This is a genomic window from Humidesulfovibrio sp., assembly GCF_031082295.1.
In the GTDB taxonomy this organism is placed as follows: domain Bacteria; phylum Desulfobacterota; class Desulfovibrionia; order Desulfovibrionales; family Desulfovibrionaceae; genus Humidesulfovibrio.
This window is the reverse complement of the sequence record NZ_JAVHLD010000009.1, coordinates 82,320-107,927: the sequence shown is the minus strand read 5'-3', so window position 1 is coordinate 107,927 and position 25,608 is coordinate 82,320. Positions and strand designations below refer to the sequence as shown.

The 25,608-nt window shown below is 65.0% G+C and carries 24 protein-coding genes; 10 read left to right on the top strand and 14 right to left on the bottom strand.

Going from position 1 to position 25,608, the window contains the following annotated elements:
- Positions 1 to 1,567: hypothetical protein (locus tag RDU24_RS07255; RefSeq protein WP_308735085.1), on the bottom strand; the 1,567-nt coding region annotated here is incomplete at its 3' end.
- Between RDU24_RS07255 and RDU24_RS07250 the strand changes: the two genes are divergently transcribed.
- The 4 genes from RDU24_RS07250 (at position 1,535) to RDU24_RS07235 (ending at position 4,699) form a co-directional block, all read left to right on the top strand.
- Positions 1,535 to 2,005, top strand: coding sequence for a hypothetical protein (locus RDU24_RS07250; protein ID WP_308735084.1), 471 nt, complete (start codon positions 1,535 to 1,537; stop codon positions 2,003 to 2,005). The two genes, RDU24_RS07255 and RDU24_RS07250, sit on opposite strands and share 33 nt — an antisense overlap.
- Positions 1,998 to 2,555, top strand: a complete 558-nt coding sequence (locus tag RDU24_RS07245) for a hypothetical protein (protein WP_308735083.1) — start codon at positions 1,998 to 2,000, stop codon at positions 2,553 to 2,555. Before RDU24_RS07250 ends, RDU24_RS07245 begins: the two co-directional genes overlap by 8 nt.
- 90 nt (positions 2,556 to 2,645) lie before the next feature.
- Positions 2,646 to 3,887 carry an EAL and HDOD domain-containing protein gene (locus tag RDU24_RS07240; RefSeq protein ID WP_308735082.1) on the top strand — a complete coding sequence of 414 codons (1,242 nt, stop codon included), beginning with the start codon at positions 2,646 to 2,648 and terminating at the stop codon, positions 3,885 to 3,887.
- Positions 3,884 to 4,699, top strand: a complete 816-nt coding sequence (locus tag RDU24_RS07235; RefSeq protein WP_308735081.1) for an EF-hand domain-containing protein — start codon at positions 3,884 to 3,886, stop codon at positions 4,697 to 4,699. Before RDU24_RS07240 ends, RDU24_RS07235 begins: the two co-directional genes overlap by 4 nt.
- Here RDU24_RS07235 and RDU24_RS07230 read toward each other — a convergent pair.
- From RDU24_RS07230 to RDU24_RS07215, 4 genes are all read right to left on the bottom strand, one after another.
- Complete coding sequence (locus RDU24_RS07230; RefSeq protein WP_308735080.1) at positions 4,696 to 6,123, bottom strand: trypsin-like peptidase domain-containing protein; 1,428 nt, start codon at positions 6,121 to 6,123, stop codon at positions 4,696 to 4,698. The genes RDU24_RS07235 and RDU24_RS07230 overlap by 4 nt on opposite strands.
- Before the next feature lies 1 nt (position 6,124).
- Entirely contained in the window at positions 6,125 to 6,976 is an 852-nt protein-coding gene (locus RDU24_RS07225) for a zinc metalloprotease HtpX (protein WP_308735079.1), read from the bottom strand.
- Between the two features lie 66 nt (positions 6,977 to 7,042).
- Positions 7,043 to 7,813, bottom strand: a complete 771-nt coding sequence (gene thyX, locus RDU24_RS07220) for an FAD-dependent thymidylate synthase (RefSeq protein WP_308735078.1) — start codon at positions 7,811 to 7,813, stop codon at positions 7,043 to 7,045.
- 34 nt (positions 7,814 to 7,847) lie between these two features.
- Complete coding sequence (locus RDU24_RS07215) at positions 7,848 to 8,378, bottom strand: hypothetical protein (RefSeq protein WP_308735077.1); 531 nt, start codon at positions 8,376 to 8,378, stop codon at positions 7,848 to 7,850.
- A 134-nt stretch (positions 8,379 to 8,512) separates the two neighbouring features.
- Between RDU24_RS07215 and RDU24_RS07210 the strand changes: the two genes are divergently transcribed.
- The 4 genes from RDU24_RS07210 (at position 8,513) to fliS (ending at position 13,202) form a co-directional block, all read left to right on the top strand.
- The gene (locus RDU24_RS07210; RefSeq protein ID WP_308735076.1) at positions 8,513 to 9,484 is read left to right on the top strand and encodes a zinc dependent phospholipase C family protein; all 972 of its coding nucleotides are present in this window, start codon (positions 8,513 to 8,515) and stop codon (positions 9,482 to 9,484) included.
- 252 nt (positions 9,485 to 9,736) lie between these two features.
- Entirely contained in the window at positions 9,737 to 10,636 is a 900-nt protein-coding gene (locus RDU24_RS07205) for a flagellin N-terminal helical domain-containing protein (protein WP_308735075.1), read from the top strand.
- A gap of 148 nt (positions 10,637 to 10,784) precedes the next feature.
- Positions 10,785 to 12,497 carry a flagellar filament capping protein FliD gene (gene fliD, locus RDU24_RS07200; protein WP_308735074.1) on the top strand — a complete coding sequence of 571 codons (1,713 nt, stop codon included), beginning with the start codon at positions 10,785 to 10,787 and terminating at the stop codon, positions 12,495 to 12,497.
- A 27-nt stretch (positions 12,498 to 12,524) separates the two neighbouring features.
- Positions 12,525 to 13,202 (top strand): flagellar export chaperone FliS, encoded by a 678-nt coding sequence (gene fliS, locus RDU24_RS07195; protein WP_308735073.1) that lies wholly within the window; start codon positions 12,525 to 12,527, stop codon positions 13,200 to 13,202.
- A gap of 21 nt (positions 13,203 to 13,223) precedes the next feature.
- On the opposite strand, the gene RDU24_RS07190 is transcribed toward fliS, so the two are convergent.
- The 4 genes from RDU24_RS07190 to RDU24_RS07175 form a co-directional block, all read right to left on the bottom strand.
- On the bottom strand, positions 13,224 to 14,876 hold the full coding sequence (locus RDU24_RS07190; RefSeq protein WP_308735072.1) for a ribonuclease J: 1,653 nt from the start codon (positions 14,874 to 14,876) through the stop codon (positions 13,224 to 13,226).
- A 3-nt stretch (positions 14,877 to 14,879) separates the two neighbouring features.
- Positions 14,880 to 15,599 carry a lysophospholipid acyltransferase family protein gene (locus tag RDU24_RS07185; protein WP_308735071.1) on the bottom strand — a complete coding sequence of 240 codons (720 nt, stop codon included), beginning with the start codon at positions 15,597 to 15,599 and terminating at the stop codon, positions 14,880 to 14,882.
- A 146-nt stretch (positions 15,600 to 15,745) separates the two neighbouring features.
- A complete protein-coding gene (gene fusA / locus RDU24_RS07180) occupies positions 15,746 to 17,818 on the bottom strand; it encodes an elongation factor G (RefSeq protein WP_308735070.1) in 2,073 nt (690 codons plus the stop codon).
- A 235-nt stretch (positions 17,819 to 18,053) separates the two neighbouring features.
- Positions 18,054 to 18,683, bottom strand: coding sequence for a DUF488 domain-containing protein (locus RDU24_RS07175; protein WP_308735069.1), 630 nt, complete (start codon positions 18,681 to 18,683; stop codon positions 18,054 to 18,056).
- A 146-nt stretch (positions 18,684 to 18,829) separates the two neighbouring features.
- Here RDU24_RS07175 and RDU24_RS07170 point away from each other — a divergent pair, with 146 nt between their 5' ends.
- Together RDU24_RS07170 and RDU24_RS07165 are read left to right on the top strand one after the other, a co-directional pair.
- Positions 18,830 to 19,297: a hypothetical protein gene (locus RDU24_RS07170; RefSeq protein ID WP_308735068.1), complete on the top strand. Its 468-nt coding sequence runs from the start codon at positions 18,830 to 18,832 to the stop codon at positions 19,295 to 19,297.
- A complete protein-coding gene (locus RDU24_RS07165) occupies positions 19,230 to 20,171 on the top strand; it encodes a class I SAM-dependent methyltransferase (protein WP_308735067.1) in 942 nt (313 codons plus the stop codon). The genes RDU24_RS07170 and RDU24_RS07165 overlap by 68 nt, the downstream gene beginning before the upstream one ends.
- Positions 20,172 to 20,269: 98 nt before the next feature.
- On the opposite strand, the gene RDU24_RS07160 is transcribed toward RDU24_RS07165, so the two are convergent.
- Genes RDU24_RS07160 through gcvH form a run of 5 tightly spaced genes read right to left on the bottom strand, consistent with a single transcriptional unit; the run spans position 20,270 to position 25,545 of the window.
- Entirely contained in the window at positions 20,270 to 20,911 is a 642-nt protein-coding gene (locus RDU24_RS07160) for a hypothetical protein (protein ID WP_308735066.1), read from the bottom strand.
- 19 nt (positions 20,912 to 20,930) lie between these two features.
- A complete protein-coding gene (locus RDU24_RS07155) occupies positions 20,931 to 22,307 on the bottom strand; it encodes a dihydrolipoyl dehydrogenase family protein (protein ID WP_308735065.1) in 1,377 nt (458 codons plus the stop codon).
- Positions 22,308 to 22,350: 43 nt separating this feature from the next.
- Positions 22,351 to 23,796: an aminomethyl-transferring glycine dehydrogenase subunit GcvPB gene (gene gcvPB, locus RDU24_RS07150; RefSeq protein ID WP_308735064.1), complete on the bottom strand. Its 1,446-nt coding sequence runs from the start codon at positions 23,794 to 23,796 to the stop codon at positions 22,351 to 22,353.
- Positions 23,793 to 25,127, bottom strand: coding sequence for an aminomethyl-transferring glycine dehydrogenase subunit GcvPA (gene gcvPA, locus RDU24_RS07145; protein WP_308735063.1), 1,335 nt, complete (start codon positions 25,125 to 25,127; stop codon positions 23,793 to 23,795). The genes gcvPB and gcvPA overlap by 4 nt, the downstream gene beginning before the upstream one ends.
- A gap of 37 nt (positions 25,128 to 25,164) precedes the next feature.
- Positions 25,165 to 25,545 carry a glycine cleavage system protein GcvH gene (gcvH, locus tag RDU24_RS07140; RefSeq protein ID WP_308735062.1) on the bottom strand — a complete coding sequence of 127 codons (381 nt, stop codon included), beginning with the start codon at positions 25,543 to 25,545 and terminating at the stop codon, positions 25,165 to 25,167.
- Positions 25,546 to 25,608: the final 63 nt, after the last annotated feature.

Genomic DNA, 25,608 nt, shown 5'->3' with positions numbered 1-25,608 from the left:
ATTCCTGCGGCTGCACGGCTCCAGGTGGTACGGGCGCAACGTTCTGCTGTTGGAGGACGCCGTATTTCGAGAGCAATTCCGTGAGTTTGGCCTTGATGTTCTGGGTTGTGCGGGCCACTTGCGTCAGGTCGATGACCACCAGGAAATCCCTGCGCAGGGGGGCCTTGTCCCAGAGGGCGCGCACCGCCGTCTGCAGCGGGGCTTCCATTTGCAGCACCTGCATGAGCGCCGCCAACTGCTGGGGGTTTTTGGGCTTGAACAGCAGCATGTCCGGGCGCGTGGGGTCCTGGGTCCAGATTTGCGTCTTGCGGATGCGCGACAGGCCTTGCTTGGCCAGCGCGTCCACTGCAGGCACAAGGCTTCTGCGGGCGGCCACGCTGCGTACGCTGATTTTCGCGCCTTCGTCTCTTGCCTTCTCGCGCAGGAGCCCCACGAAGGCGCTTTCCAGCAGGTAGAACAGCACGCGCTCCAGGGCATCGATGGACAACCCTTGGGCCAGGGAACGGACGGCTTCGAGCTCGTCGGAGCGCAGGGACGCCTGCGCCGTGAGGAAATGCTCGCGCGCCTGGCTGAGGACCAGCATGGCCCCAAGCGCCAGGGCCACGGCCTGCTCCATGATGAACGGCAGCGGGTGCTTCTCCTGCGGCGGCTGGCCGCTTGCGCGTGCCTGCATGGCGCGGTACAGGCTCATGGCCACCGGATCCATGCAGACGATGAGGGCGGCGCTTTCCAGGTGTTCCAGGAGCAGGTCGCCTGGCAGGAAGGACAAGCCTTTGAGCAGGCAGGCCTGGACCATCTTGCGCACGGCCTGGCTTTCGGGCGCCTCCGCGCTGGCGGATTCAAACGCGGTCTGGATGCGCGTCTTGGGGATTTCGCCGGGAGAGTCGTGCAGGGTGGCGAGCACGTCGTCGAACAGGAAGCGGATGAGGACCTGCTGGCCGTCCTTGGAGAGCATGAACTTGCCCTCGCTGGTAAGGTGCTCGTAGCCCTCGGCGACGTGCTGGGCGATGAAGCGCTCCACGAACTCACGCCAGAAGCTCTGGTCCATCTGGCGGGTCTTGATGAGTTCGGCGAACTGCGAAAGCCCAGGCGCGCCGAAGTGGCGCATGATGAGCTCCTCGTAGTTGTCCGTGGTCAGGCCCATGGCGAAGACCATGCCCTGAACGCTTTTTACCAGCAGCGACTCGGTGTTGCGCAAGAGCGCAGAGGTCTGGGCGACGGCGGCCTCGTCCCCGGAGGCCTGCTCCTTGTCCAGGCGGTTCAGCAGAAGCGGAAAATTTCCGGCCAGCTTGCGCAGAAAGGCGTCGGCTGGGTGGTCTGTGCGGCGGCACAGGGTGTTGATGATGCTCTGCTGCTGGGATTCCAGCATGGGGTATTCGCTGATGCCACCGCTGTTGGTCTCGATGAAGGAGAGCAGCAATTCGCGCTCCAGCACCTCGCGGACGGTGCTTCTTTCCTTGAGCGGGCGCAGGGCGGCGAGATAGGCCTCAAGGCGCGCGGGCCACTCTGGTCTTGTCCCGGCGCTTTGGAGGGCATGAACGCTATGTTCTGCTGGCTGCTGTTCCAATGTCCCTTCCCGGTCCTGGGCACTTTGTCAGATACTGCTCTGACTTGGCTCTACTTCGGCCTGTTTGTCCAAAAAATCAAGGGGGCAGTTCGATATTCCTGCACCCAGGGCGTGTTTTCCGCCAGCCATGGCCGGGCGGGCGTTGCAATTTCTGACGGACAGGCTACAAACCGCAACAGGCGCCTGGCATCACGCCGCGCGCCAGGCAGGGGGCAAGGCATGCGATTTCTCGATTTCGTCCGGCAACAGGGATACATCCCGTATCACGGCACTGTGTCGGCGTCGGTGTATGCCTACTTTCGCTGCGAAAATCCGGCCAAGGCCCGCTGGTTTCATCGGCCCGGCAGCTACCAGTGCGCCGGTTGCGCCCAGCAATGCGAAACCGACAGCCCCGACGGCTTTCAAATCTTTCTCCTGACGGAACAACGAAATGCCTGACACCCCGCGTCCTCTCCCCCGGCTGCTGTTGTCGGCCCTGGCCCTGGTGCTGACCCTTCTGACCGCTGCTCCGAAGGCGTGGGCCGCAGGAGACGACGTGAACCTCTCCCTGTGCAAGCAGGTGCTCTCGCGCATCCTCTGCAAGAAGGAGAACGAGTTCAGCTACAAGGGGAAGGTCCAGGACGGCGTTTACATCGTCGCGGTCTTCTACGCCTCCAAGAACTCCGAGTACCTCTGCGCCGTCATGCCCGATGGGCAGGTCATCGTGCAGGATCGGACCTGGCACCCCATGCGCCGTGTCATTCCCTACACCGCCGATTCCGACGGCAAGTGCCTGACCGCGACCCTTTCCTCGCCGGAATGCCCGACAAGAGCCGTCATCAAGGCCTGCCCGGCGCGCACCCCGAAGGACGCCAAGGAGCAGGTCAAGGAGACCTTCTGGGTGCGGCCCATTCCCGCGATTCTGGAGGAGGAGTACCGGGCCATGACCGAGAAGCCCCAGCAGAACGCCACCGAAGCGGCTCCGCCAGCCGCGGCTCCGCCCAAGTAGTCGGGAGAATCCTCTTTTCGTCTTGCGTGGAACTGCGAAACGAGCGATACTTATATCATGACTCAACCCGTGCCGCCTCCACAGGTTTTGATGGACCATAGGGCCATTTTCGTGGCGCGCCAGCCCATATTTGACGTGCACGAGAAGGTCTGGGCCTACGAGTTGCTGTTCCGTGGAAGCGCTTCGGCCAAGACCGCCGACGTCACGGAAGATGACGTCGCCACAGCTTCCGTCATCGCGGACGGCTTCTCCCTGGCCTTCTCCGGCATGGACAAGTCCCGCAAGGCCTTCATAAATTTTCCCCAGCGCCTGCTGCTCGACGATTCCGTCTACGCCCTGCCACGGGAGATCTGCGTGGTCGAGGTGCTTGAGACCATCACCCCCACCCCGGAGATGATCGCGGCGCTTCGGCGCCTCAAGGAGCACGGCTACGTCATCGCCCTGGACGACTACGTCGGCCAGCCCGGCTTCGAGGAAGTCATCGCCATGGCGGACATCGTCAAGGTGGAGGTGCTGGGCATGGCGCCGGACAAGCTCAAAGCCATCGGCGCGGCCCTGCAGAAGTTCGGCTGCCGCCTGCTGGCGGAGAAGGTCGAGGACCGGGCCACCTATGATTTGTGCAAGAGCTACGGCTTCTCGCTGTTCCAGGGGTTCTATTTCAGTCGACCGGAGACCATGACCGGCAGCAAGGTGCCCACACCGGTGCTGGCCAAGATGCGGCTCCTGCGCGCGCTGACGGGCGAGGACTTCGACGTGCGCGAACTTGCGCGGATCATCTCCTCTGACCCAAGCGTGACCTACCGCCTGCTGAACTTCATCAACTCCGCGGCCTTTTCCCTGCGCTCCAAGATCCAATCCATCCAGCAGGCGCTGACCCTTTTGGGCAAGCAGCAGATCAAGCAGTGGTTCCTGGCGGTGATCATCTCCGATTTCGACAGCACCTCCAAGGTGCAGGAGGCCGCGTACACCTCGCTGCAGCGCGCCCGCTACCTGGAGAGCATGGGCAAGCTCTTCAAGAACGCCAGCTTTTCGCCGGAGACCCTGTTCCTGCTGGGGCTGTTCTCGCGACTCGACGTGCTGCTGGCCCAGCCCATGAACAAGCTGCTGGAGAATATCCCGTTGGACAAGGAGGTGGAGGCGGCGCTGTTGTCCAAGCCTTCGCCCTACTGGTCCTGGCTGTCGCTGGTGGAGGACATCGAGGTCGGCAACTGGGATGACGTTGAGGACTTCCTCGACAGCAGGGGGCTTGACCGCGAGACCTCGGCCATCAACTATACCGAGTCCATCCAGTGGACCCAGACCCTGCTCAAGTGCAAGGCCGACACCTGTTGAGGGCCCGGCTCGCACCGCTTCTCCTGGCGTTGTCGCTGGTTGTCGCCCCGGCGCAAGCGCTGGCCCAGGACGCCCCGCCCCTAGAGGCCGACGCGGCTCCAAGCGCGCCTTCCGCTTCTCCCAAGAAAGCTGTTCCGACCAAAGCCGTTCCAGTCAAGTCTGCTGCGGGCAAGCCGCTGCAATTCAAGGCACTTCCAGACAGCGTTGCGCCTGAAAAGGTCACCCCCGCCAAGGCCCAGCCCAAGCGGCAGGCGCGCGGCCCGGCCGTGCAAAACGACGGCAAGCGCTACCTGCGCTCCCTTGACGAGAACCACGACGGCCGCATCAGCCGGGAAGAGTATCTTGCCTCTTCGAAGAAGCGCTTCGCCAAGCTCGACGCCAACGCCGACGGGGTGGTCTCAGCCCAGGAGGCGCGCGCGGCCAAGGCCAAGGCCGACGCCAAGCGCCTGGCCCAGGGCAAGCCGGTGAAGCCACGCGCAGCGGGAGACAAGCCGCCCAAGCCCCCGCTCTCGAACCTGGACGCCAACGAGGACGGCCGCGTGACCCGCAAGGAGTTTCTGGCCCGCCGCGAGAAGCAGTTCGGCGAGTTGGACCTGAACCGCGACGGGGTCATTTCAAAGGAGGAGGCCAAGGCGGGCAAGGCCAAGAAGCTCGCCCGCCGCGAGGAGCTCAAGCTGGAGAAGAAGGAGCGCCAGGACCGCAAAAGGGCCAAGGCGTTGGAAGCCTCCCAGGAGCAGGACGCTTCGCCGCGTCAGCGTGCGGCTTCGTCAGACGCCCCGGCGGCCATGCCGGAAGCCCCGCGTCAGCCCTAGATCTTCATGCGCACGTTGTAGCTCTGCCCGCCGCGCTGCACGCTCAGGATGAGCGTCGTGTGCATCTGGTAGCGGTAGAAGGCCCCCAGCAGATCCGCCTCGTTCGCGGTGCGGCGGCTGCCCACCTGGAGCACCACGTCGCCGGGCTTGATGCCCAGCCTTGCCGCCGGGCCGCCAGCCCGAACCTCCGCGATGGTCACTCCCCCGGCGTCCCCGCCTCCGGCCGTTGGCCCACCCGCTGATGCGGCGCCCTTGCCCTCGGTGGACGGGGAGAAGCCCCAGCGCCAGTCGAGCAGGTTGAGGCTGGCCTGGCGGTCCAGCACCTGTGGCGTCAGCCGCACCTCGAAGGGGTCTTTGCTCCGGCGCAGCTTCACGCGGATGCTGTCGCCCTTGGCGTAGTTGAGCAGGAGCGCCAGGAACTGGGACTTGTCCTGCACCTCAACCTCTCCGATGGACAAAAGCGCGTCGCCGGGCTTGATGCCGGCAGCCTCGGCAGGGGTCTTGGGGAACACGTCGGTGACGACCATGCCGCCCACGTGCTTCAGCCCGAAATAGGCCGCCTGGTCCTGCTCCATGTTTTCGCCCAGCAGCCCCAGCCAGATATGCGCCACCCGGCCCGTGGCGATGAGCTCGTCCAGCACGCGCTTGGCCTTGTTGATGGGGATGGCGAAGCCCAGGCCCTCGCCCTTGGCGAAGACGGCGGAGTTGATGCCCACCACTTGGCCCAGGATGTTCAGCATCGGCCCGCCGGAGTTGCCGGGGTTGATGGCCGCGTCGGTCTGGATGAGCCCGGTGATGTAGGTCTGGCTGGAGCGCACCGAGCGGTTCACGGCAGAGATGACGCCCGTGGTCACCGTGTGGGACAGCCCGAAGGGGTTGCCGATGGTGATGACCGGCTCGCCGATCATGAGATCCGAGGAGTCGCCCATGCGCGCCTGGGGCAGCGTGGGGCGGTTGGGTCCGGGCAGTTCCAGGCGCAGCACCGCCAGATCGATGTCCGGGTCGGCGCCAACGAGGCTGGCCTGGAATTCACGCCCGTCCTGCAGGCGAGCGGTGATTTCCGCCGCGCCGGAGATGACGTGGGCGTTTGTGAGTACGAAGCCCCGCTTGCCGTCGATGATGACGCCGGAGCCAAGGCTGCGCGTGGTCTGCTTTTGCTGCTGCGGGGTGCTGGGCAGGCCCAGGAAGCGTTGCAGCTGGTCGTTGGCGAAGGGCGTCTGCGCCGGTCGGGCGCTGACGATGCTCACCACCGCGGGGCCGGCCTCCTGCACCACGCGCACCACCGGGGTGCGGCGCGGGTTCGAGTCGCCCGCGTTTTGCGTCGGAGGCGACGCGGCCAGGGACTCCGGGCAGGGCAGGGCGACCAGGGACAAGGCCAGGGATACGGCCAGGGCCAGGGTCTGGGGCAGGGAGCGGGCGGCCACGCTAGGCGCCCTGTCTGCGGGCCAGGGCGCGCAGGCGTTCGATGCGTTCGGCCATGGGCGGGTGGGTGCTGAACAGGCTGGAGAAGCCCCCGGCGCTGAACGGGTTGACGATGAACATGTTCTCGGCCACCGGGTTGCCCTCAAGCGGAATCTGGCGCGAGGCTGCGTCGAGCCGGGCCAGGGCGCTGGCCAGGTCCAGGGGGCGGCCCGAGAGGCGCGCCCCGGTTTCATCGGCCAGGTATTCGCGGGAGCGGGAGATGGCCATCTGGATGAGCATGGCCGCCAGGGGCGCGATGAGCGCCAGTGCCAGGGCCGAGAGTCCGCCGCCTTCCCTGTCGTCGCGCCTGCCTCCGAACATGGCCCCCCACTGGAGCATGTGGGCGATGCTCATGATGGCCGCGCCGAGCACGGCCGCAACGCTCTGGATCAGGATGTCGCGGTTGGCGATGTGCGCCACCTCGTGGGCGAGCACCCCGCGCAGCTCCTCGGGCGAGAGGGCGCGCATGATGCCCTCGGTGACCGCCACAACGGCGTTTTCCGGGTTCCTGCCCGTGGCGAAGGCGTTGGGCGCGGCCTGGGGGATGACGCAGATGCGCGGCTTGGGGATGCCGCCCGCCTGGGCCAGTTCGGCCACGATGGCGTGCAGCCAGGGCGCGTCGGCGGGGCCGAGCTCGCGCGCGCTGTACATGGAAAGCACGATCTTGTCGGAGTACCAGTAACTCACGAAGTTCATGACCAGGGCGAGGACCAGCGCGATGACCAGGCCGGTCTTGCCGCCTGCGGCCTGGCCCAGCAGCAGCATGAGGCCCGTAAGCAGGGCCAGCAGGAACAGGGTCTTCAGTTGGCTCGTCATGGATTGCGCTCCTTCAGCGGAAAGTCTCCAGGGCAGGCCAAAAAATAATCACACCCGGGCGGCTGTCTAGGCCTGGCCGCCCTTGTCCGCCTCGGCCCTGGCCTTGTCCAGGTCGGCCCGCGTCGGAAATTTTCCGCAGGCGAAGCGTGGGCTTTCGGGGCAGAAGCCCAGGGATTCGCACTTGGCTCCGGCCGTGGCGAAGATGGCGGGCAGCTCGGCCTTGCAGAGCTCAAGCATGGCCTCGGCCAGGGCGCGAATCTCCCACTGGGCGCGCAGGCAGCACCGCAGGTGGAAGAAATGCAGCAGCGCCCGGCAGTTCATGGTGATGACGATCTTGGTCTCCGCGGCCTGGGGCAGCACGAAGCGGGCGTCTTCCTTGGATTTCTCCTTGCGCCCATGGGCTTCGAGGATGCCCTTGAGGTCGCGGTAGGCGCTGCCCACCTCGTCCATGAAGGCCTCGAAACGGGCCTTGGCCTCCGGAATTTTGGCAATGGCCGGCGGCAGGATGAAATCCATGTCCGAGCCGTCCACGTAGCGCTGGCTTTGCTGGGAATAGGAGGCCAGGCGGTGGCGCACGATCTGGTGCGAGCAGGCCCGAGAGATGCCCTCCACCGCGAAGGTGAAGCTGGCGTGCTCGATGGGGCTGTCATGGCCGCTTTCCAGAACCTTGCGCACGAAATCGGCCTGGGTCTCCCGGTCCACCTCGCCGGACAAAAGCTTGGGCCACATGTCGGCCACGAAGCCCGCGTGGTAGCACTGGCGAAAGGCTGCGTAGATGAGGGCCAGGGCGTCCGGGGTGCTGGCGAGGAGTTCGACCTTGAGCGGTTTGACAGGCATGGGGTCTCCAGAAAGGATGAGGTTCGCCCGCGCGCTACATGCGCACGCGCTCCAGGACGTCGGCCAGCACCTCGTCGAGCGGCGCGTCGGCAGGGGCCATCAGGTGCAGGGTCTGCATGATGAGCGGCTCGTAGGAGGTGCGCAGGCGGCCCAGGCGTTCACGCACCTTTTCCTGCTCCTCGGGCGTCTTGGCCAGGCGCTCGGCCATGGCCTCCACGCTGGCCATGAGGTAGAGCACGCGGCCGGTTGAGCCCAGGCGCGCGCGGAAGCTCTCGGCCAGGAGCAGCTTGTAGGGCACCTCCACCACGGCCGGGCCTGTTGGCGCGTCCGCGAGGATGCGGTCCAGCGCCGCGTCGGGCCCGTCCAGCGGCAATTCCTGGGCCGTGCAGCCCAGGGCGCCCGCCAGGTGCTCGGCCACTGCGGATTTGCCGCAGCCGGGCAGCCCTATGATATAGATGATGCCGCCGCCGGGCATGCTGGGCCTGGGGGCCGGGGCGTCGTGGCGGAAGACGGTGGTCTTGTCCGCCTCGTCGATCTCGAATTCCTTGCGGATGAACTGGGTCACCTGTGCGCTCCCTGTAAGGCGTTGCCCGCACATGCGCGGCCGGGTTGCCGCATGCGGACAGGCAGGGTATAGCCCAAGCAGAGGCCATCGACAAGCTTCCGGTGGAGAGTCCGGTCGCAGCCAGGGAGGTGAGCATGCCAAGGGAGATCGTGCACTGGATGGTGGCCGAGCGCGCCGCCGAGCTGCTTGCTTCCGGCCCCTTCGGTCCGGCGCTCAGGAACAGCCCCAACGGCCTGCGTTACGGCGCGGTGTTCCACGATGTGCTCTTCTACCTGCGCGGAGACTATCCCGAAGGGCTCAAGGCCCTGCCGCAGCGCCTGCACGGGGCGCAGGGCGAGGACACCTACGAGCTGCTCCGGCTCTATGCCCCGCACATGCACGCCATGCGCGGGCTGCCCCTGCCCACGTCATTTTTCGTGGGGCTCGTCTCGCACATCTTCGCCGACGCCACCATCCACCCCCTGGTCTACCACTTCACGGGCAATTACTACGACGAGGATCCCGTGCGCCGGACCAGGGCAGTGCGCAGGCACCGCACCCTGGAGACCCTGCTCGACATGGTGGCGGCGGGCGGCCCGGCGGCGGTGGAGAAAACCTCCCTGCGCGGCGTGGTGAACGGGGTTGAGGGCAAGCTCTCCGAGGCTTTTCCACCAGAACTGCTGGGCCGCATGGCCGGAATGGACGCCGCCAAGGCCTTCGCCGCCTTCGATTCCGCCCTGGACAACTACTGCTACATGCAGGCGCTTTGCCGCATGCCGACCCTGTCCCGCTGGGTGCGTGAGCTGGAAGGCTGGCTTCCCGACAAGGGGCGCGAGATCGCGGCCCTGTTCTACGCCGCCCAGCTATGGGACAAGCGCGACTCCGTCTCCGGCAAGCTGACCTTCCGCAACCCCGCAACGGGAGACGTGTTCACCAACACCCTGGCCGGGCTCATGGATCTGGCCGCGCGGCAAACCGCCTGGTTCTGCGCCAGCCAGGCTCCTTCGCTCATCGCGAGCGGCACGCTGTCCGAAACTTCGGCCGGACCCTCGCTGGACCTGGGCGTGGCCGGGGCCGCTTCCAGCAAGGCCGGATATTTCGCCGCGCTCCCCCTGCCGCCAGAATAGCCGCAAACCTGGCCGACCAGGGCCAGAGCCACACGAGAGACCCCGCCTCCAACCAGATGCGGGGTCTTTTCTTGCGCCCGCATGGGAAAGTTCACTTTCGATGAAAGAAAGTTTGGCAAGCTCCTAAAGTTTTCCTGGGGCACGTCGATGAGGAGTGCGTAGAAACAATCGGATTGGCCCCGCAGGCGATGTCGCCCCAAGAGGACCACCGAATGGCATGGATGCCAAAAAACTTTCAAGGAGGAAATGGATATGGCTCTTACAATTAACCATAACATGATGTCCATGACGACCGCCCGTTTGCTGACGGACTCTTACGGCAAGCTGGCCAACTCGACTCGCCGCCTGTCTTCCGGCTTGCGCATTCAGACCGCCGCGGACGACGCCGCCGGCCTGGCCGTTCGCGAAATCATGCGTTCGGAAATCAAGAGCTTGCAGCAGGGCATCCGCAACGCCAACGACGCCATCTCGATGATCCAGACTGCTGACGGAGCCCTCGGCGTTATCGACGAGAAGCTCATCCGCATGAAGGAACTGGCCATGCAGGCGTCCACCGGCACCTATTCTTCGGACCAGCGCCTCATCATCGACTCCGAGTACCAGGCCATGGCTTCGGAAATTACCCGAATCGCCAACTCCACCGACTTCAACGGCATCCACCTGTTGAACGGCAACCTCTCCGGCACCAACAGCACCCACAACGGTGCAGCCCTCAAGGCCACCGGCCCCATGAAGGTCCACTTCGGCACCGGCAACGACTCCTCCGAGGACTACTACTACATCTCCATCGACAACTCCACTGCCTCCGCCCTGGGCGTCGGCCTTGGCGCCACCGGAGCCACCAACGGCAAGTCCATCTCCACCCAGCAGCTGGCTCAGACCGCTCTGGATTCCCTGAACAACGCCATCATCTCCAAGGACAAGATTCGCGCCAACCTGGGCTCCATGCAGAACCGTCTGCAGAACACGATCACCAACCTGTCCATCCAGGCTGAGAACACCCAGGCTGCCGAGTCGCTCGTGTCCGACGTCGACGTCGCGACGGAAATGACCGAGTTCACTCGCCAGCAGATCCTGACCCAGTCTGCGGTGGCCATGCTGTCCCAGGCCAACGGCCTCGGCCGACTCGCCATGCAGCTGATCGGTGGCTAACGCTAGCTGAAGAGTCAAGGTCAATCCACGGCAAACGAGAACACAAGGGGCCGCCGCGAGGCGGCCCCTGTCGTTCTGGCACCAGGCTTGCACAAATCAGGTGGGGTAAAAGGACCAGGAAATAATTTCCCTCACAGAGGACGCAAGCATGACAACCTCGATCACTTCTTCATACACTTCCGGCCAGATCAACATCGCCGGCCTGGGCAACGGCACGGACTTCAACGCCCTTATCGACGGGTTGGTGAAGGCTGAAACCGTTCACATCACCAGGCTTGAGAGCTGGAAGAAGGAATGGGACGACAAGGTTGAGCAGTTCCAGAACCTGAACACCAAGATGCTGACGCTCAAGACCACTCTTGAAGGCATGGACACCATGGACTCCTTCATGGTCAAGGCCGTGACCAGCACGGACACCTCCGCCCTGACCGCCACGGCGGACAGCTCCGCGCAGGTTTCCACGCACAGCGTCATCGTGGGACAGCTTGCGCAGAACGATGTCCTGACCACGACCTCGGGCGTGAGCGCGCTCACCAGCTCGGTGATGACCTCCAACTCGAACATCACCTTTTCTTACGCAGGCACCAGCATCACCCTCTCCAACATCTCTGCGGGAACGACGCTCAGCGGGCTTGTGAACTACATCAACAACAACGCCTTGTGCAGCGGGAAGATCAAGGCCACCACCATCTACGACGGCTCGGTCTATCACCTGCAGATTTACGGCCTGGGCCAGGGCGACGCCAACCAGGTGGTGCTCTCAAGCACGGGCGGGCTCGTCTTTCAGCCAGCGGCCTTTGACAACACGCAGAACGCCCAAAGCTCGCACATCAAGGTGGACGGCTACCCAATCGGCGCGTCCAACTGGCTCTCGCGCGACTCGAATACGGTCTCGGACGTGGTCCCAGGGGTGACCATGAACCTGAAGCAGGCCAACTCCAACGCCACGCTGCAGATCGGCATCAGCACGGACACAGCCGCCGTCAAGGAGAACATCCGGACGTTCGTGAGCCAAGTCAACGAGGTGCGCTCCCTGATCCAGAGCATCACCAAGGTCGACACCACCGACGCCAAGAACCCGCAAGGATCGATCTTGACCGGCAACTACGCGGTGCAGATGATCTCCACCCAGCTGAAGGACATCTGCGCGGACAAGGGGCTTGGCTTCAACTACTACAGCGTGTCTGGCAGCACCATCACCGGCGACTATTTCTCCTCGCTTTCCCAGCTTGGCATCAGCACCGACGCTGACCAGGGCTCCACCACAAGCGGCCTGCTCGTCCTCGATGAGGAAATTCTGGACAGCGCGCTGTCATCCGACCCCGACGCCGTGGCCAAGCTCTTTGCAGCCGACTACCTGGGCGAGAGCGAATCGTCGAACTTTTCCTACCTCTCGCACATCGGCGGCACCACCCAGCCGGGAAGCTACGAGGTCAGCATCACCACCGACGGCACAGGAATCACCAGCGCCACCATCAACGGGCATGCGGCGGGCATAGACGGGTGGAGGATCACCGGCGCCTACGGCTATGACGAGGCCGGTCTCGTCATCCAGCTGGACAACCAGACGCTGAACAGCACCATGACCGGGACTGTGAACCTGAAGCTCGGCAAGGCCGGGGAATTGATCAAGAAGCTGAAGACGCTCACCAGCAGCACCGAAGGGCCGCTGCATATTCTGGAAGAGAACTACGGCGACATTACCAACAGCATCGACGAGAAGATTGAATACGAAACCTCGCGCATCGCCAAGCTCAAGCAGTCGATGCAGGAAAAGTATGCGCGCCTGGACGCCTTGCTTGGCAAGCTCGCACAGCAGCAAACACAGCTGACGAGCGCAATTGACCAGCTCGGCAAGTAATCGTTTAGAAGAACGGAGGCTCAGCTCATGCTCAAGGCTGCCAAGGCATATCTTTCGACGCAGGTCACCACGGCAACCCAGGGCGATCTGCTGCTCATGCTGTATGATACGGCCATCAAGCATATCAAGCAGGCCAAGGACAAGATCGCCGAGCGCGATTTCGCCGCCAAGGGGATCTCGATCACCAAGGCCATCGAGATCGTCAGCGAACTGCACGAAAGCCTGAACAAGGAGAAGGGCGGTGACATCGCCAGGAACCTGAGCCGGATGTACTTCATGTGCAACACGAGGTTGTTGCAGGCGAACATTGAGATGAATCCGAAGAAGCTTGATGAGGTGATCGCGATTCTTACTGGCCTGCGGCAGGCTTTCGCCCAGATCATTCCGGGCCAGGAGGGCATGGCCCCGGCCTCGCAATCTTCCGTGACGCGCCCGGCCCAGGACGCCCAGCCTAGCGCGAAGCCAGCCGTGGCTGCCCCGGCCTACCCGACGGCGTATCCTTCGGCCTACCCGCAGCCAACTGTGCCGACTGCCGCCGCGCCGCAGCCGGAAGCAAGCGCCGTGCCCGAGGTTGCCGCCGTGGCCGAGGTTGCGGAGGCCCCGGCGCCAGCCGACGCGCCGGACGCGCCGGAGCAGATCCAGGACCGCGCGACGGTGAACAGCGTTCGCTTTCGGGCCGCCAACGCCTACGCCAACTCCCGCTAGGGCAGGCGCAGCCGTTTCAGGCTAGATGGAGATGACCAGCGGCACCACCACGGGGTCGCGGTCGAGCACGTTGCGGAAGAAGCGGCGCAGCGCCATGCGCACGCGCTCCTTGATCTTCTTGACGTTGCCCGTTGGACTGTTCTCCACCTCTTCCATGACAACGCACTTGGCGTCCTCCAGCAGGTGGGCGTATTGCTGCTCGAACACGAAGCCCTTGGACACGATGTCCGGCCCGAGGGTGATCTCTCCGGTCTCCTTGTCGATGACCAGAAGCACCACCACCATGCCTTCCCCGGCCAGAAGCTGCCGCTCCTTGAGCACGCTCTGGCCCACGTCGCCCACGCCCTTTCCGTCCACCAGGATGCGTTCCGCGGGTACGGCTTCCTCCAGGCGGATGCCCTGGGCGAGAATGGTCAGCGGCTGGCCGTCTTCCAGCACCAGGGCCCGCTCCGGGGCCACCCCGCATTCCACGGCCAGGCGCGTGTGCTTCACCAGATGGCGATACTCGCCGTGGATGGGCACGAAATACTTGGGCCGCACCGCCTCCAGCATGATGCGCAGCTCCTCGCGGTGTGCGTGTCCAGAGGCGTGGATGGCCTGGACCTTCTCGTAGAGGACTTCCGCGCCGAGCTTGTAGAGCCGGTTGATGACCTTGGTGATGGCCAGCACGTTGCCGGGGATGAAGCGCGAGGACAACAGCACCAAGTCGCCCTTCTTGATGCGCATTTGGCGGTGCTCGTCGAGCGACATGCGCGACAGGGCCGCCAGGGGCTCGCCCTGGGAACCCGTGACCACCAGCACCACCTGCTCGTCGATCAGGCTTGAGGTTTCCTCCACCTCCACCAGGGTGCCTGCCGGGATGCGCAGGTAGCCGAGTTCGCGCGCAAGATCGATGTTGCGGGCCAGGCTTTTGCCGGAGATGGCCACCTTGCGTCCGCAGGCGGCTGCCAGGTCGAAGATTTCCTGCAGGCGCTGGATGTGGCTGGAGAACAGCGTGACGATGATGCGGCCGCGCGCCTTGTCGAAGATCTCGCGCAAGGAGGCCATGATCTCGCGCTCGGTAAGCGCGAAGCCTTCGCGCTCCACGTTGGTGGAGTCGGAAAGGAGCAGCTTGACCCCTGGCTCGGCAAAGCGGCGGATGGCGTCCATGTCCGTCAGGTGCCCATCCATGGGGTTGCGGTCGATCTTGAAGTCGCCGGTGTGCAGCACGCGGCCCTGTGGGGTCTCGATGCCCAGGGCGTAGCCCTTGATGATGGAGTGGCAGACGGGGATGAAGTTGAAGGCGAAGGGCCCCATCTCCACGCGGTCGCCGGGCTCCACGGGGCGCAGGTCGGCGTCGATGCCGTGCTCCCTGAGTTTGGCGGCCACAAGCGCAAGGGTGAAGTCCGAGCCGTAAACCGGCACGTTGATGTGCGGCAGAAGCCAGGGCAGCGCGCCGATGTGGTCCTCGTGGCCGTGGGTCAGCACCACCGCCTTGAGCTTGTCCTTCTCGGCCAGCACGTGCTCGAAGCGCGGAATGACCACGTCGACGCCGAAGAGGTAGTCCTCGGGGAACATGAGCCCGCAGTCCACCAGCACCGTCGAGCCATCGGCCTTGAAGGCCATGCAGTTGAGCCCGATTTCCCCCAGGCCGCCCAGCGGGTGTATCGTCAGTCCGTCCTGGCCGTGCGCCATTTTTTAGCTCCTCGCCAGTTTCTGGTAGGCGTCGTTCATGAGGGCGTACATGTCGTCCTTGAATTTTTCGCGGTCCTTCATGGTGTAGGCGGACGGGTCCACCGGGGGCAGCGCCTTCAGGCGGACCAGCTGGTCGGGGTTGAAGAAGCGCTTGCCCTTGGGCAGCAGCTTGCCGGTGCCTTCCATGACCAGGGGCGCCACGGGCAGCCCGCATTTGAGCGCCAGCACCATGCCGCCGACCTTGAAGTCCATGAGCTTCGACAGGTCCTGGTTGCGCGTGCCTTCCGGGAAAATCAGCGGCGCGATGCCCGCCTTCGCCGCGGCCACGGCCTCGTCCACGCTCTTCATGGCCGAGCGCCGGTTCTCGCGCCGGATGGAGATGTGGCCCGCATCGCCAAGCGCCTTGCCGTAGATGGGGATCTTGAACAGGCTCTCCTTGGCCACGAAACGCATGTGGTAGTCCCACAGGGCGTCGAACAGGATGGGAATGTCGAACAGGCTCTGGTGGTTGCACATGAACACGTAGTTGGCCTTCGGGTCCAGCGCGGAGAGGTCGGCCTCGACCTTGATGCCCGCCATGCGCAGCATGAAGCGGCCATAGGCCTTGCCCGGCAGGTCGCGCTCGTCGGGCGTGGCCTTCTCCTTGTCGAGGAGCAGCTGCTTGATGCTGTAATAGATCGTGGTGGGCACGAGGAGGAGGAAGAAACGCAGTACTCTGAACATAACCATCCCTGTTGGTGTCTTGTGATCGCTCCACTACTTGAAAAGCCAGGCAGGCACAAGCTCGCAGCGCCTGGGACTGCCCATCGCATGAAAAAGGCGGCGGAGATGGTCCCCGCCGCCTGTGCGTCGTGTCTTGCCGGGCGGGGCTATTCCTCTTCGGCGTGTTCGCGCTTGTTTTCCTCGATGACCTTGGCCGCGATGGGCGGCGGGCATTCCTCGTAGTTGGCGAACTCCATGGTGAAGGTGCCCTGGCCGCCGGTCATGGAGCGCAGGTCCGGGGCGTACTTGAGCACCTCGCTCATGGGCACGTGGGCCTTGATCTCGGTGACGCCGCCCTGGGACTCGCTGCCCAGCACCTTGCCGCGGCGGCTGGAGAGGTCGCCGATGACGTCGCCCATGTGCGCGTCGGGCACGGCGACGGTGACGGTCATGATGGGTTCGAGCAGGATCATCTTGGCCTTTTCGCAGGCCTTTTTGAAGGCGATGGAGCCCGCGATCTTGAAGGCCATTTCCGAGGAGTCCACGTTGTGGAAGCTGCCGTCGTAGAGGGTCACCTTGAAGTCGATGACCGGGAAGCCCGCGAGCACGCCGCGCGCGGCGGATTCCTGCACGCCCTTGTCCACCGCCGGGATGTACTGGCGGGGGATGGAGCCGCCAACGATGGCGTCAACGTACTCGTAGCCCGCGCCCTTGGGCTGGGGCTCAAGGTGGATCCAGCAGTCGCCGAACTGGCCGCGGCCGCCGGTCTGCTTCTTGTGGCGGCCCTGGATCTCTCTCGCCGCCGTCTTCACGGTCTCGCGGTAGGGCACCTTGGGGGTCTTGAGGACAATCTCCACCTTGTAGCGGCGCTTGGCGCGCTCAACGCTGACCTCGATGTGGTTCTGGCCCATGCCGGAGAGCAGCGTGTCCGCAGTCTCCTCGTCGCGGCCGAGCTTCAGGGTCACGTCCTCGTCCAGCAGCTTGGCCATGGCCTGGTAGACCTTGTCCTCGTCGCCCTTTTCCTTGGGCGCCAGGGCGTAGGTGATGAGCGTGGGCGCCAGGGCGGGCTTCTTCAGCGCAAAGGGCGCCTTGTCCGAGGACAGGCTGTCGCCGGTCTTGGTGTCCTTGAGCTTTGCCAGGGTGACGATGCTGCCGGGGCCGAGCGGGGTTTTGCAGGGAACCTGCTCCTTGCCGTTGGTCAGAAGCAGCTGGCCCATGCGTTCCTGCTGGCCGGTGCGGGAGTTCACCAGGGTCAGGTCGCCGGTGAGGGTGCCCGAGAGCACGCGCATGACGGTGAGCTGACCGGCGAAGGGGTCTGCCATGGTCTTGAACACGAAGCCCGCCACGGGTGCGGCCTCGGTGCTTTCGCGGGCGGAGCCGTCCTCGCCCTCCCAGTGGGGGTGGTCCAGCGGGCTGGGCAGCACGGCCTGGATGGTGTCGAGCAGCTGCGGGCCGCCCATGTTGTTCAGCGCGCTGCCCACGACCACGGGAACCAGCTCGCCGCTTTTGACGCCCGCCACGAGCGCGGCCTTGAGCTCGTCGGGCGTCAGCTCGCCGGCCTCCAGGTATTTTTCCATGAGCGCTTCGTCGCTCTCGGCGATGTTCTCGATCATGGTCTCGCGCAGCGGGGTGGACAGGGCGGAGACGTCCGCCGGGACCGCGCCAGTGGTGGCGCCGCCCTTGCCGTCGAACATGAGCGCCTTGTCCTCCAGCATGTCGACCACGCCCTTGAACTCCTCGCGCTCGCCGATGGGGTAGTGCAGCAGCACGGGCTTGATGCCCAGGCTGTCCTTGAGTCCGTTGAAGGCCATTTGGAAGTCCGCTCGGTCGCGGTCCATCTTGTTGATGAACACGATGGCCGGGAGCCCGGCCTTCTTCACTTCGCCCCAGGCCTTGCGGGTGAGCGGCTTCACGCCGTCCACGGCGTCGATGACGAAGACCACGGCGTCGGCCGCGGCGAGGGTGTAGGGCAGGTCGCCGTTGAAGTTGTTGTCGCCCGCCGTGTCGATGAGGAAATGCTGGTTCTTGTTCCACTTGAAGTTGGCGAAGCTCGGCTGGATGGAGCCGCGGCGCTTGATCTCTTCAGGCTCGAAATCGAGGGTGGTGGTTCCGTCTTCGATCTTTCCGAGACGGTTCAGCACACCGGCGTTGAAGAGCAACATTTCAGCGACAGAGGTTTTTCCGCTGCCGCCATGACCAACCAAAGCATACGTCCGTTGAGACTTGAGCGCTTCCGACATCCCTTACTCCGTGTATCGAGTTTACCGCCGGGAACTGCCTTCCGGGCGGGTTGTGGACCGCCTGCGAAAAATCTTCAAGGTTTAAACCTATAGGGAGAGGGACGCGAGAATGTCAAGGGTGAGGGGCGGATGGGGGGTGGCGGGTTGCTGGCGAGGGGGTGGGCAAAGGCTCCAGGCGTTCTTCGGCAGGACTCTTTGGCGCGTGCGGGTCGGGCCGTGTCGGCGGTCAGTGGACCTAGAGGTCCGAGGTATCGTTGGGGGCGTTTTTCGGAAGGATCGGCCGGTATGATCTCCACGCCAGCCGTTCCTCTGCCTCGCCTCCGAAGAGCGAGAGCTGCTTCGGCGCGCGGCGCTCCTCGTCCAGAAGCTCGGCCTCGGAGATGAGCGTGCCGTCGGCGAGGATGTGCGCCACGGCCACGCCCTGTTCGCGCAGCACCCGGCCCAGCAGCAGCCGCCGGTGGCACTGGCGCGGGTTGTCCTCCCCGCAGGTGAGCGCCATGGTGTAGCCTTTGCGCAGGCCGGTCAGCACGCGCCCGATGGCGACCTGGAAGGGCTCGGTGCCTGCGATGCGGTCGTAGAGCACGTAGCCCTCGTCGTCGTAGAAGCCGGGATTGTCGGGCATGCCGCCCAGTTCGCGGCCCAGGTACAAATAGCGCAGGCCTGCCGCATGGGCGGCGGGCTCGATCTGGTCCTTGTTGAAGTGCGGGGTGTAGGCGGCATAAGGCTTGGAGCGAACATCCACCAATACCTGGACGCCGTAACCCTGCAGATTGTCCAGAAAGCGCGGCAGCGGCAGGTTGGAGAACCCGGCGGTGTAGATCGTTGCCGCGCAGTCCGGTTCGTCTGGGATTACTGAGTACGACATGCTACGTAGTCTATTCCCAAGTCCTGTATACGTCAAGCTGTCCTTTGCGGTTGCAGGGCTTGCGGCGCGGGGCGGGGCGATGTAACGTGCGCCGCAGCAGACGCCCGCGAGGTCCGCGCACTTATTCGCACACAAGGAGGCCGCCTATGCCGCTGAAGGATTACCAGGACGCTTTGACCCGCCTGCAGAAGGGGCTGGCCCAGGCCTACAAGGACTCTCCCCAGATATTGAACGTGCCCGGCCAGTCCGTGGCCTGCAAGGTGGAGCCGGACTACTACCTGGCGCTGGAGCCGGTGTTTCTTATCCTCATGGCGCGCTGGGCCGTGTCGTTTCCGGAGGCGGTGCTGGAGACCCTGTCCCACACGGGCAACGCCATCGTGTGCAAGCCGCTGTCCACGCACATCATTCCGCTCACCGTGAGCTGGGGCGGCCAGGACTACGAGGTCCAGGCCATGTTCCTCCAGGCGGACTTCGTCGAGCGTGCGCTCAAGCTGTACGCCGGGGTGGCCGCGCCGCTGCCGGTGTCCGAACTGCGCATCCGCGAGGATGACCGCGCCGCGCTGGAAGCCTTTTTCGGAGAGTCCACCCCACCCAAAAAGCTGGCCTACCTGTAGCCGCTACTCGGCTCAGTTGGTTCGAGGGTACGCCGTTTGTGGACAGGCGACCATTGGAGCAGCATCCTTGCATAATCTCATAAAGGCCATAGGCCACACCAAGGCCAAGGCACTGGATTTGGTGAGTCGGCACGTCCCTGCCGGAGCGAAGGTTTTGGAACTCTCCTGCGGTGAAGGCATATTGGCCGACGCCATGCTGCGCAGGGGCTATGAGGTGCGCGGCAGCAACTATTCCATCTACCCGCAGCGTAATCCGGCAGTCCCGGTTGACACAGGCGTGGATATCATGGAGCCCCTGCCGTATCTGGACGCCTCTTTTGACTGCGTCGTCCTCTCAGAGGTGCTGCAAAACGTGCCCGACCACCGCTTTGTGCTGGGCGAGATCGCTCGGGTGCTGCGGGTGGGGGGCGTTTTTGTGCTGACCACACCGAACATGATGAACATCAAGTCACGCCTGCACTTCCTGTTCACCGGATATTTCAAGGTCAAATGGATGTTCATCGGACACGATGTGCCGCTGTCCCAGGCCTTCGCCTTTCATAACCACCCGGTGCATCTGCCCGTGCTGTTGTACTATTTAAACGCCCTGGGCTTTGCCACGCCGTTGGTGGACGGCATCTACGTGAAGCCAAAATCCGTACTTCTGACAGCGCTTTTCGGCTGGCTGGTCAAGCCGCTGACCTGGGTCAATGTTTCGTGCACTGAGAAAAACCTTAAACATTCCAAAGCATCTCGCCAGCACTACGAAGCTTTAACCAGTTTCATGGCCCTGACCGCAGACCGTCTGGCCGTGGTGGCCCGCAAGGGTGAGGTGAAACAGGCATTGTCTTCGGTTTCTGATGTGCCTGAATGGGCGCAGGCCTACAGGAAGTAACCGCGCTCTGCCTGCCTTCCATATCGTAGCCAAGAGAAAGGGCGGTCCACCATGATGCGGTGGATCGCCCTTTTTGACGTGCGTGGCGAGGTGTCGGACTAGTCGTCGTGGGCGTTGGGGCACTTGGGGCGCAGCATGCAGATGTTGCAGCCCTCGCTGTAGGGCATGCGTGTAAACACCGCGAACTGGCGGTTCACCGTGCCCTCCGCGTTCCAAATGAGCCCCAGCTTCTCAAAGGCCTTGAGGATGCCCGCGGTGGGCTTGGGCAGGGGGGCGCAGCCCTTGTCGGCCAGCTCGGGGATGACGTTGTGGGCGGCGCTCATGACCATGTGGATGGCCAGGTTGTGGAAGCCCATGCCCGCGCTCTGGGAGTCCTGCCAGACACCCTCGATCTCGTCCTCAACCGGCTCTTCCAGCCAGACAAGGAGGTGCCCGCCGTCGCCGGGCGCGGCCGGGTCGGTGATTTTGTAGGCGCGCAGGTACTTGGCGGCCCAGTTGTCGAAGCGTGGCTCCAGCTCTTCCAGCAGGTCGTGCTCGATGCGCGTCTCTCCGGACAGCTCGCAGTAGGTGAACAGGTCGAACTCCGGGTGGGCGCTGATGGCCTCCACCTGGATGGGGCCGGCCGACTTCTTGGCTACAGGCTTCTTCGCCGTCGTGGGCTTCTTGGCGGCGGCAGGTTTCTTGGCTGCGGCCTTGGCGGCAGCCGGTTTTTTTGCAGCGGGCTTCTTGGTCGTGGTCACGCGGGTCTCCTCATTTGGCCTACACGGCCTCTTTGTCGGCCAAAAGCGCGGCCTTGAGCGATTCGTCCAGGGTCGGATGGGGGAACATGAAGGCTTCGGCGTCCTCGCGGGTCCAGCCGAGTTGGATGATCTGCGTGGCGAAGCAGGCCAGGCGCGACACGCCAGCGCCCACCGCCGTGATGCCCGCGATCTTGCCCTCGCGCCAGACGCATTTCACAAACCCTGCCGTGGCCGCGTGGGCCTGGGCGATGGGGTTGGCGATGAGCTGCGCGCGGCTGACGAGCACGGCTGCTCCCTGGGCCTTGGCGCCGTCCTGCGCCACGGGGGCCATGAGCCCGGCGCGGAACACTTCCGGAGCGCCGTAGAGGATGCTCGGCACCGGGCCGGAGTCATAGGGGCCGGAAATGTGCCCCAGCAGCCGCTCCACCACGTAGTGGGCCTGGTGGCTGGCGGCGTGGGCCAGCAGCATGCGCCCGTTCACGTCGCCCACGGCGTAGACGTTCGGCGCGGCCTGGAGCTGCGCGTCGGTCTGGATGTAGCCGGCGCCGGTCAGGGTGACGCCGAGGGCTTCCAGGCCCAGGTCGGCGGTGTTGGGCTTGCGGCCCACGGCGATGAGCGCGCAGTCGGCCACCACCTCCTCGCCGCCTTCCAGCGTGAGCACGGCGTGCTCGCCGCGCGTCTTGACCGAGGCCACCTTGACGCCGAGGCGCAGGTCCCAGCCCTGGCGCTTGAACACGGATTCCAGCGTCTTGCTGACCTCCGGGTCCTCGGCGCCGGCCAGGCGCGGCAAGGCGTCCACCAGGGTGATCTTCGCGCCCATGCGGTGCGCGGCCTGGGCCATCTCCAGCCCGATGAACCCACCGCCCACGACGATGAGGGACCCCGGCATCTCGGCCAAGGCCAGCAGGCCGGTGGAGTCGAGCACCTTCGCGCCATCCGGCGTGAGGCCGGGGAAGCTGCCGGGGCGCGAGCCCGTAGCCACGAGGAGGTTGCGGCAGCCGAGGGTCTTGGTGCCTTCGGAAGTCTGCACCTCCACGCTGCCGGGGCCGGTGATGCGCCCGAGGCCGGCCACGAGGTCCACGCCAAGGGCTGCCAGGCGGAGGCCCATGGCCTTGCGCGTGGCAGCGATGTACTTGTCCTTGCGCGACTGCAACGCCGGGAAGTCGATGTGGATGTCGCCCGTGGCGACGCGCATCTTGGCCTGCGCGGCCAGCTCGTCCACGGCCTCGGTGGCGCCGAGCCAGAGCTTGGTGGGGATGCAGCCTCGGTTCAGGCAGGTGCCGCCGAGTTCCGCCGCTTCCACCAGCGCGGTTCTGAGCCCGGAACCGGCGGCCTCGATGGCTGCGTCGAAGCCGCCCGGGCCGCCGCCCAGAATCACCAGATCATATGTCGTCATATTGTCCTGCGGGTTGTCGTTACAAATCGCCCTACAAATCGCCCTACAAATCGTCAGTCAGCTCCATGCTGCGGGCGGCGCGGGTCTCGTCCAGGCGCGTCACCGGCAGGGTCGTTGGCGCGTTGTGGGCAAACTCCGGGTCGGCGGCAGACTGCTCAAGCAGCGCGATGAGGTCATCGGCGAACTGGTCCAGGGTGTCCAGGCTCTCGGTCTCGGTGGGCTCGAACATGAGCGCCTCCTTGACGATGAGCGGGAAGTAGATGGTGGGGGCGTGGTAGCCCTTGTCCAGCAGCATCTTGGCGATGTCGAGCGCGCGCACGCCGCAGGTGGTCTGCTTGCAGGCCGTGGCCACGAACTCGTGCATGCAGATGCGATCAAAGGGCACTTCCAAGACGCCATCCAGGCGCTTGCGCAGGTAGTTTGCGGCCAGCACGGCGGCCTCGGTGGCGCGGGTAAGGCCCGCTCCGCCCAGGCGCAGGATGTAGGCGTAGGCCTTGAGCACCACGCCGAAGTTGCCGTAGAACGGGGCCACGTACCCGATGGACTTGGGGAAGTCGTAGTTCAGGAAGAACTGGCCGTCCTCCAGCTTCTCCACGCGGGAGACGGGCAGGTAGGGCACCAGCTTCTCGCTGACGCCCACCGGACCGGCGCCGGGGCCGCCGCCGCCGTGGGGCGTGGCGAAGGTCTTGTGCAGGTTCAGGTGCACCACGTCGAAGCCCGCGTCGCCCACGCGCATCTTGCCCATGATGGCGTTCAGGTTCGCGCCGTCGTAGTAGAGCAGGGCATCCACGCTGCGGAGCATCTCGACGATTTTGGGCAGATTCTTTTCGAACAAGCCCAGGGTGTTGGGGCAGGTCATCATCATGCCCGCCACCTGGTCGTCCAGCACCTTGGCCAGCTCGTCCGGGTCCACGATGCCGTCCTTGCTGGGCAGGTTCACCACCTCGTACCCGGCGATGGCCGCGCTGGCTGGGTTGGTGCCGTGGGCGGAGTCCGGGCAGATGATCTTGGTCTTCTTGTTGCCCTTGTCCTTGTGGTAGGCGGCCATGATCATGACGCCGGTGAGCTCGCCGTGCGCGCCCGCCATGGGGTGCAGGGTGAAGGCGCTCATGCCGCAGATTTCGCAGAGCATCTGCTCGGTCTCGTACATGACCTCAAGCGCGCCCTGGCAGAGCCTGCCCGCGCCCTTCAGCTGCGGCAGCACCGGGTGCAGCCGCGTGAAGCCGGGCAGGGCGGCGACGTTCTCGGTGAACTTGGGGTTGTACTTCATGGTGCAGGAGCCGAGCGGGTAGAAGTTCCCGTCCACACCGAAGTTGCGCCGGGAGAGCTGGGTGAAGTGGCGCACCACGTCCAGCTCGGACAGCGAGGGCAGGCCGGCGGGCTTTCCGCGCAGCAGCCCCTGGGGCAGCATTTCGGCTGCGGTCTTGTCGGCCTTCTGGGGCCAGACGCCCTCGCGGCCGGGATCGGATTTCTTGAAGACCGTGTTCATGCGAGCATCCCCCGCAACAGCTCGGCCAGGACGCCGATCTGCTCTTTGGAAGTCTTTTCGGTGCAGGCCACCAGCAGCGCGTTCTCCAGGCCGGGGTAGTAGCGGCCCAGCGGGAAGCCGGGAACGAAGCCGCGGTTGGTGAGCTTGTCGATGGCCTGGTAGGCGTTCACCGGCAGGCTGACGGCGAACTCGTTGCCAAAGGGCGAAGCGGACAGGAGCTTCACGCCGGGGATGGCGGTGAGGCGCTCGGCCGCGTAGTGTGCGCGCTCGATGCAGATCTCCGCAGTGCGCTTGAGGCCTTCCTCGCCCAGCAGGCACAGGTGCATCAGCGAGCGCAGGGCGCACAGGGCCTGGTTGGAGCAGATGTTGCTCGTGGCCTTCTGGCGGCGGATGTGCTGCTCGCGCGCCTGGAGCGTCAGCACGTAGCCGGTGCGGCCCTGGGTGTCCACGGTGCGGCCCACCATGCGGCCGGGCATCTGGCGGATCATCTCCTTGGTGCAGGTCATGATGCCCAGGTACGGCCCGCCGAAGGAGAGGGGCAGGCCCAGGCTCTGGCCCTCGGCCACGGCCACGTCCGCGCCCATCTCGCCGGGGCTTTTCAGCACCGACTGGAGCACCGGGTAGACCGAGATGACGCTCACGACGCCCTTGGCCTTGGCCGCGGCGAAGAGCGCGCTGAAGTCGTTCAGCGTGCCGAAGAAGTTCGGGTTCTGCACCAGCACGGCGGCGGTCTGGTCATCCAGGGCCGCGGTCAGCGCCGCCAAGTCGCAGTTGCCGTCCTTGTGGGCGATGGTCACCAGCTCCAGGTTCAGGTTGGCCGTGTAGGAGCCGAGCATGACCCTGTAGATGGGGCTCACCGCCTCGCAGACCACCAGCTTGCGGCGGTCGGTGTGGCGCACGGACATCATGGCCGCCTCGAACAGGGCGGTGCCGCCGTCGTACACGCTGGCGTTGGCGTACGGCAGGCCGGTCAGCCGCGTGACGGCGGTCTGGTACTCGAAGATGGCCTGGAGCGTTCCCTGGCTGGCCTCGGGCTGGTAGGGCGTGTAGGCGGTGTAGAACTCGCTGCGCATGGACAGCGCGTCCACGGCCGACGGGATGTGGTGGTCGTAGAACCCGGCGCCCAGGAAGCTCACGTGGTTCACCGCGTTCTTGCGGGCCAGGTCTTCCAGCTGGGCAAGCACGGCCATTTCGCTCTTGCCTTCGGGCAGGTCGAAGCTCTTGGGGCGCATGTCGGGGCCGATCTCGGCGAAGAGCGCCTCCACCGAGGGCGCGCCAATGACGCCGAGCATCCGCCGGATGTCGTCCGGGGTATGCGGAACGTAGGGCATGATCGTCTCCTTGCGGAAGTATGCGCCAAACTCGGCGCTAGTGGGCTTCCTCGGCGCAGACCTGCGCGTAGGCGGCAGCGTCCAGCAGGCCCTCGGGGGCGGCCGCAAGCTTCACCTTGATCATCCAACCGGCGGCGTAGGGCTCCTGGTTGATGGCCTCGGGCGCGTTCTCCAGGGCGGCGTTGACCTCGGTGACGGTGCCGGTCACGGGCGAGTAAAGCTCGCTGGCGGCCTTGACCGACTCAACGGAGCCCATCTCGGCCCCTTGGGTCACGGAGGCGCCCACCTTGGGCAGGTCGACGTAGGTCAGGTCGCCCAGCTGTTCCTGGGCGAAATGGGTGATGCCGACGGTGGCGGTGTCGCCCTCGATCTTGGCCCACTCGTGGCTCTTGGCGTACTTCAGGTCGTTGGGAATCATGCGGGGTGTCCTCCTTGCGGGAAGGTTAATATTCGGGGTGAGGCTTGATAGCATCCCCTGGCG

What these genes read in the sequence shown, in the direction of transcription:
- RDU24_RS07250 (WP_308735084.1), top strand. Translation starts at nt 1,535, where the DNA reads ATGAACGCTATGTTCTGCTGGCTGCTGTTCCAATGTCCCTTCCCGGTC.
- RDU24_RS07245 (WP_308735083.1), top strand. Translation starts at nt 1,998, where the DNA reads ATGCCTGACACCCCGCGTCCTCTCCCCCGGCTGCTGTTGTCGGCCCTG.
- RDU24_RS07240 (WP_308735082.1), top strand. Translation starts at nt 2,646, where the DNA reads ATGGACCATAGGGCCATTTTCGTGGCGCGCCAGCCCATATTTGACGTG.
- RDU24_RS07225 (WP_308735079.1), bottom strand. Translation starts at nt 6,976, where the DNA reads ATGACGAGCCAACTGAAGACCCTGTTCCTGCTGGCCCTGCTTACGGGC.
- thyX (WP_308735078.1), bottom strand. Translation starts at nt 7,813, where the DNA reads ATGCCTGTCAAACCGCTCAAGGTCGAACTCCTCGCCAGCACCCCGGAC.
- RDU24_RS07210 (WP_308735076.1), top strand. Translation starts at nt 8,513, where the DNA reads ATGCCAAGGGAGATCGTGCACTGGATGGTGGCCGAGCGCGCCGCCGAG.
- RDU24_RS07205 (WP_308735075.1), top strand. Translation starts at nt 9,737, where the DNA reads ATGGCTCTTACAATTAACCATAACATGATGTCCATGACGACCGCCCGT.
- fliD (WP_308735074.1), top strand. Translation starts at nt 10,785, where the DNA reads ATGACAACCTCGATCACTTCTTCATACACTTCCGGCCAGATCAACATC.
- fliS (WP_308735073.1), top strand. Translation starts at nt 12,525, where the DNA reads ATGCTCAAGGCTGCCAAGGCATATCTTTCGACGCAGGTCACCACGGCA.
- RDU24_RS07190 (WP_308735072.1), bottom strand. Translation starts at nt 14,876, where the DNA reads ATGGCGCACGGCCAGGACGGACTGACGATACACCCGCTGGGCGGCCTG.
- RDU24_RS07185 (WP_308735071.1), bottom strand. Translation starts at nt 15,599, where the DNA reads ATGTTCAGAGTACTGCGTTTCTTCCTCCTCCTCGTGCCCACCACGATC.
- fusA (WP_308735070.1), bottom strand. Translation starts at nt 17,818, where the DNA reads ATGTCGGAAGCGCTCAAGTCTCAACGGACGTATGCTTTGGTTGGTCAT.
- RDU24_RS07175 (WP_308735069.1), bottom strand. Translation starts at nt 18,683, where the DNA reads ATGTCGTACTCAGTAATCCCAGACGAACCGGACTGCGCGGCAACGATC.
- RDU24_RS07170 (WP_308735068.1), top strand. Translation starts at nt 18,830, where the DNA reads ATGCCGCTGAAGGATTACCAGGACGCTTTGACCCGCCTGCAGAAGGGG.
- RDU24_RS07165 (WP_308735067.1), top strand. Translation starts at nt 19,230, where the DNA reads ATGACCGCGCCGCGCTGGAAGCCTTTTTCGGAGAGTCCACCCCACCCA.
- RDU24_RS07155 (WP_308735065.1), bottom strand. Translation starts at nt 22,307, where the DNA reads ATGACGACATATGATCTGGTGATTCTGGGCGGCGGCCCGGGCGGCTTC.
- gcvPB (WP_308735064.1), bottom strand. Translation starts at nt 23,796, where the DNA reads ATGAACACGGTCTTCAAGAAATCCGATCCCGGCCGCGAGGGCGTCTGG.
- gcvPA (WP_308735063.1), bottom strand. Translation starts at nt 25,127, where the DNA reads ATGCCCTACGTTCCGCATACCCCGGACGACATCCGGCGGATGCTCGGC.
- gcvH (WP_308735062.1), bottom strand. Translation starts at nt 25,545, where the DNA reads ATGATTCCCAACGACCTGAAGTACGCCAAGAGCCACGAGTGGGCCAAG.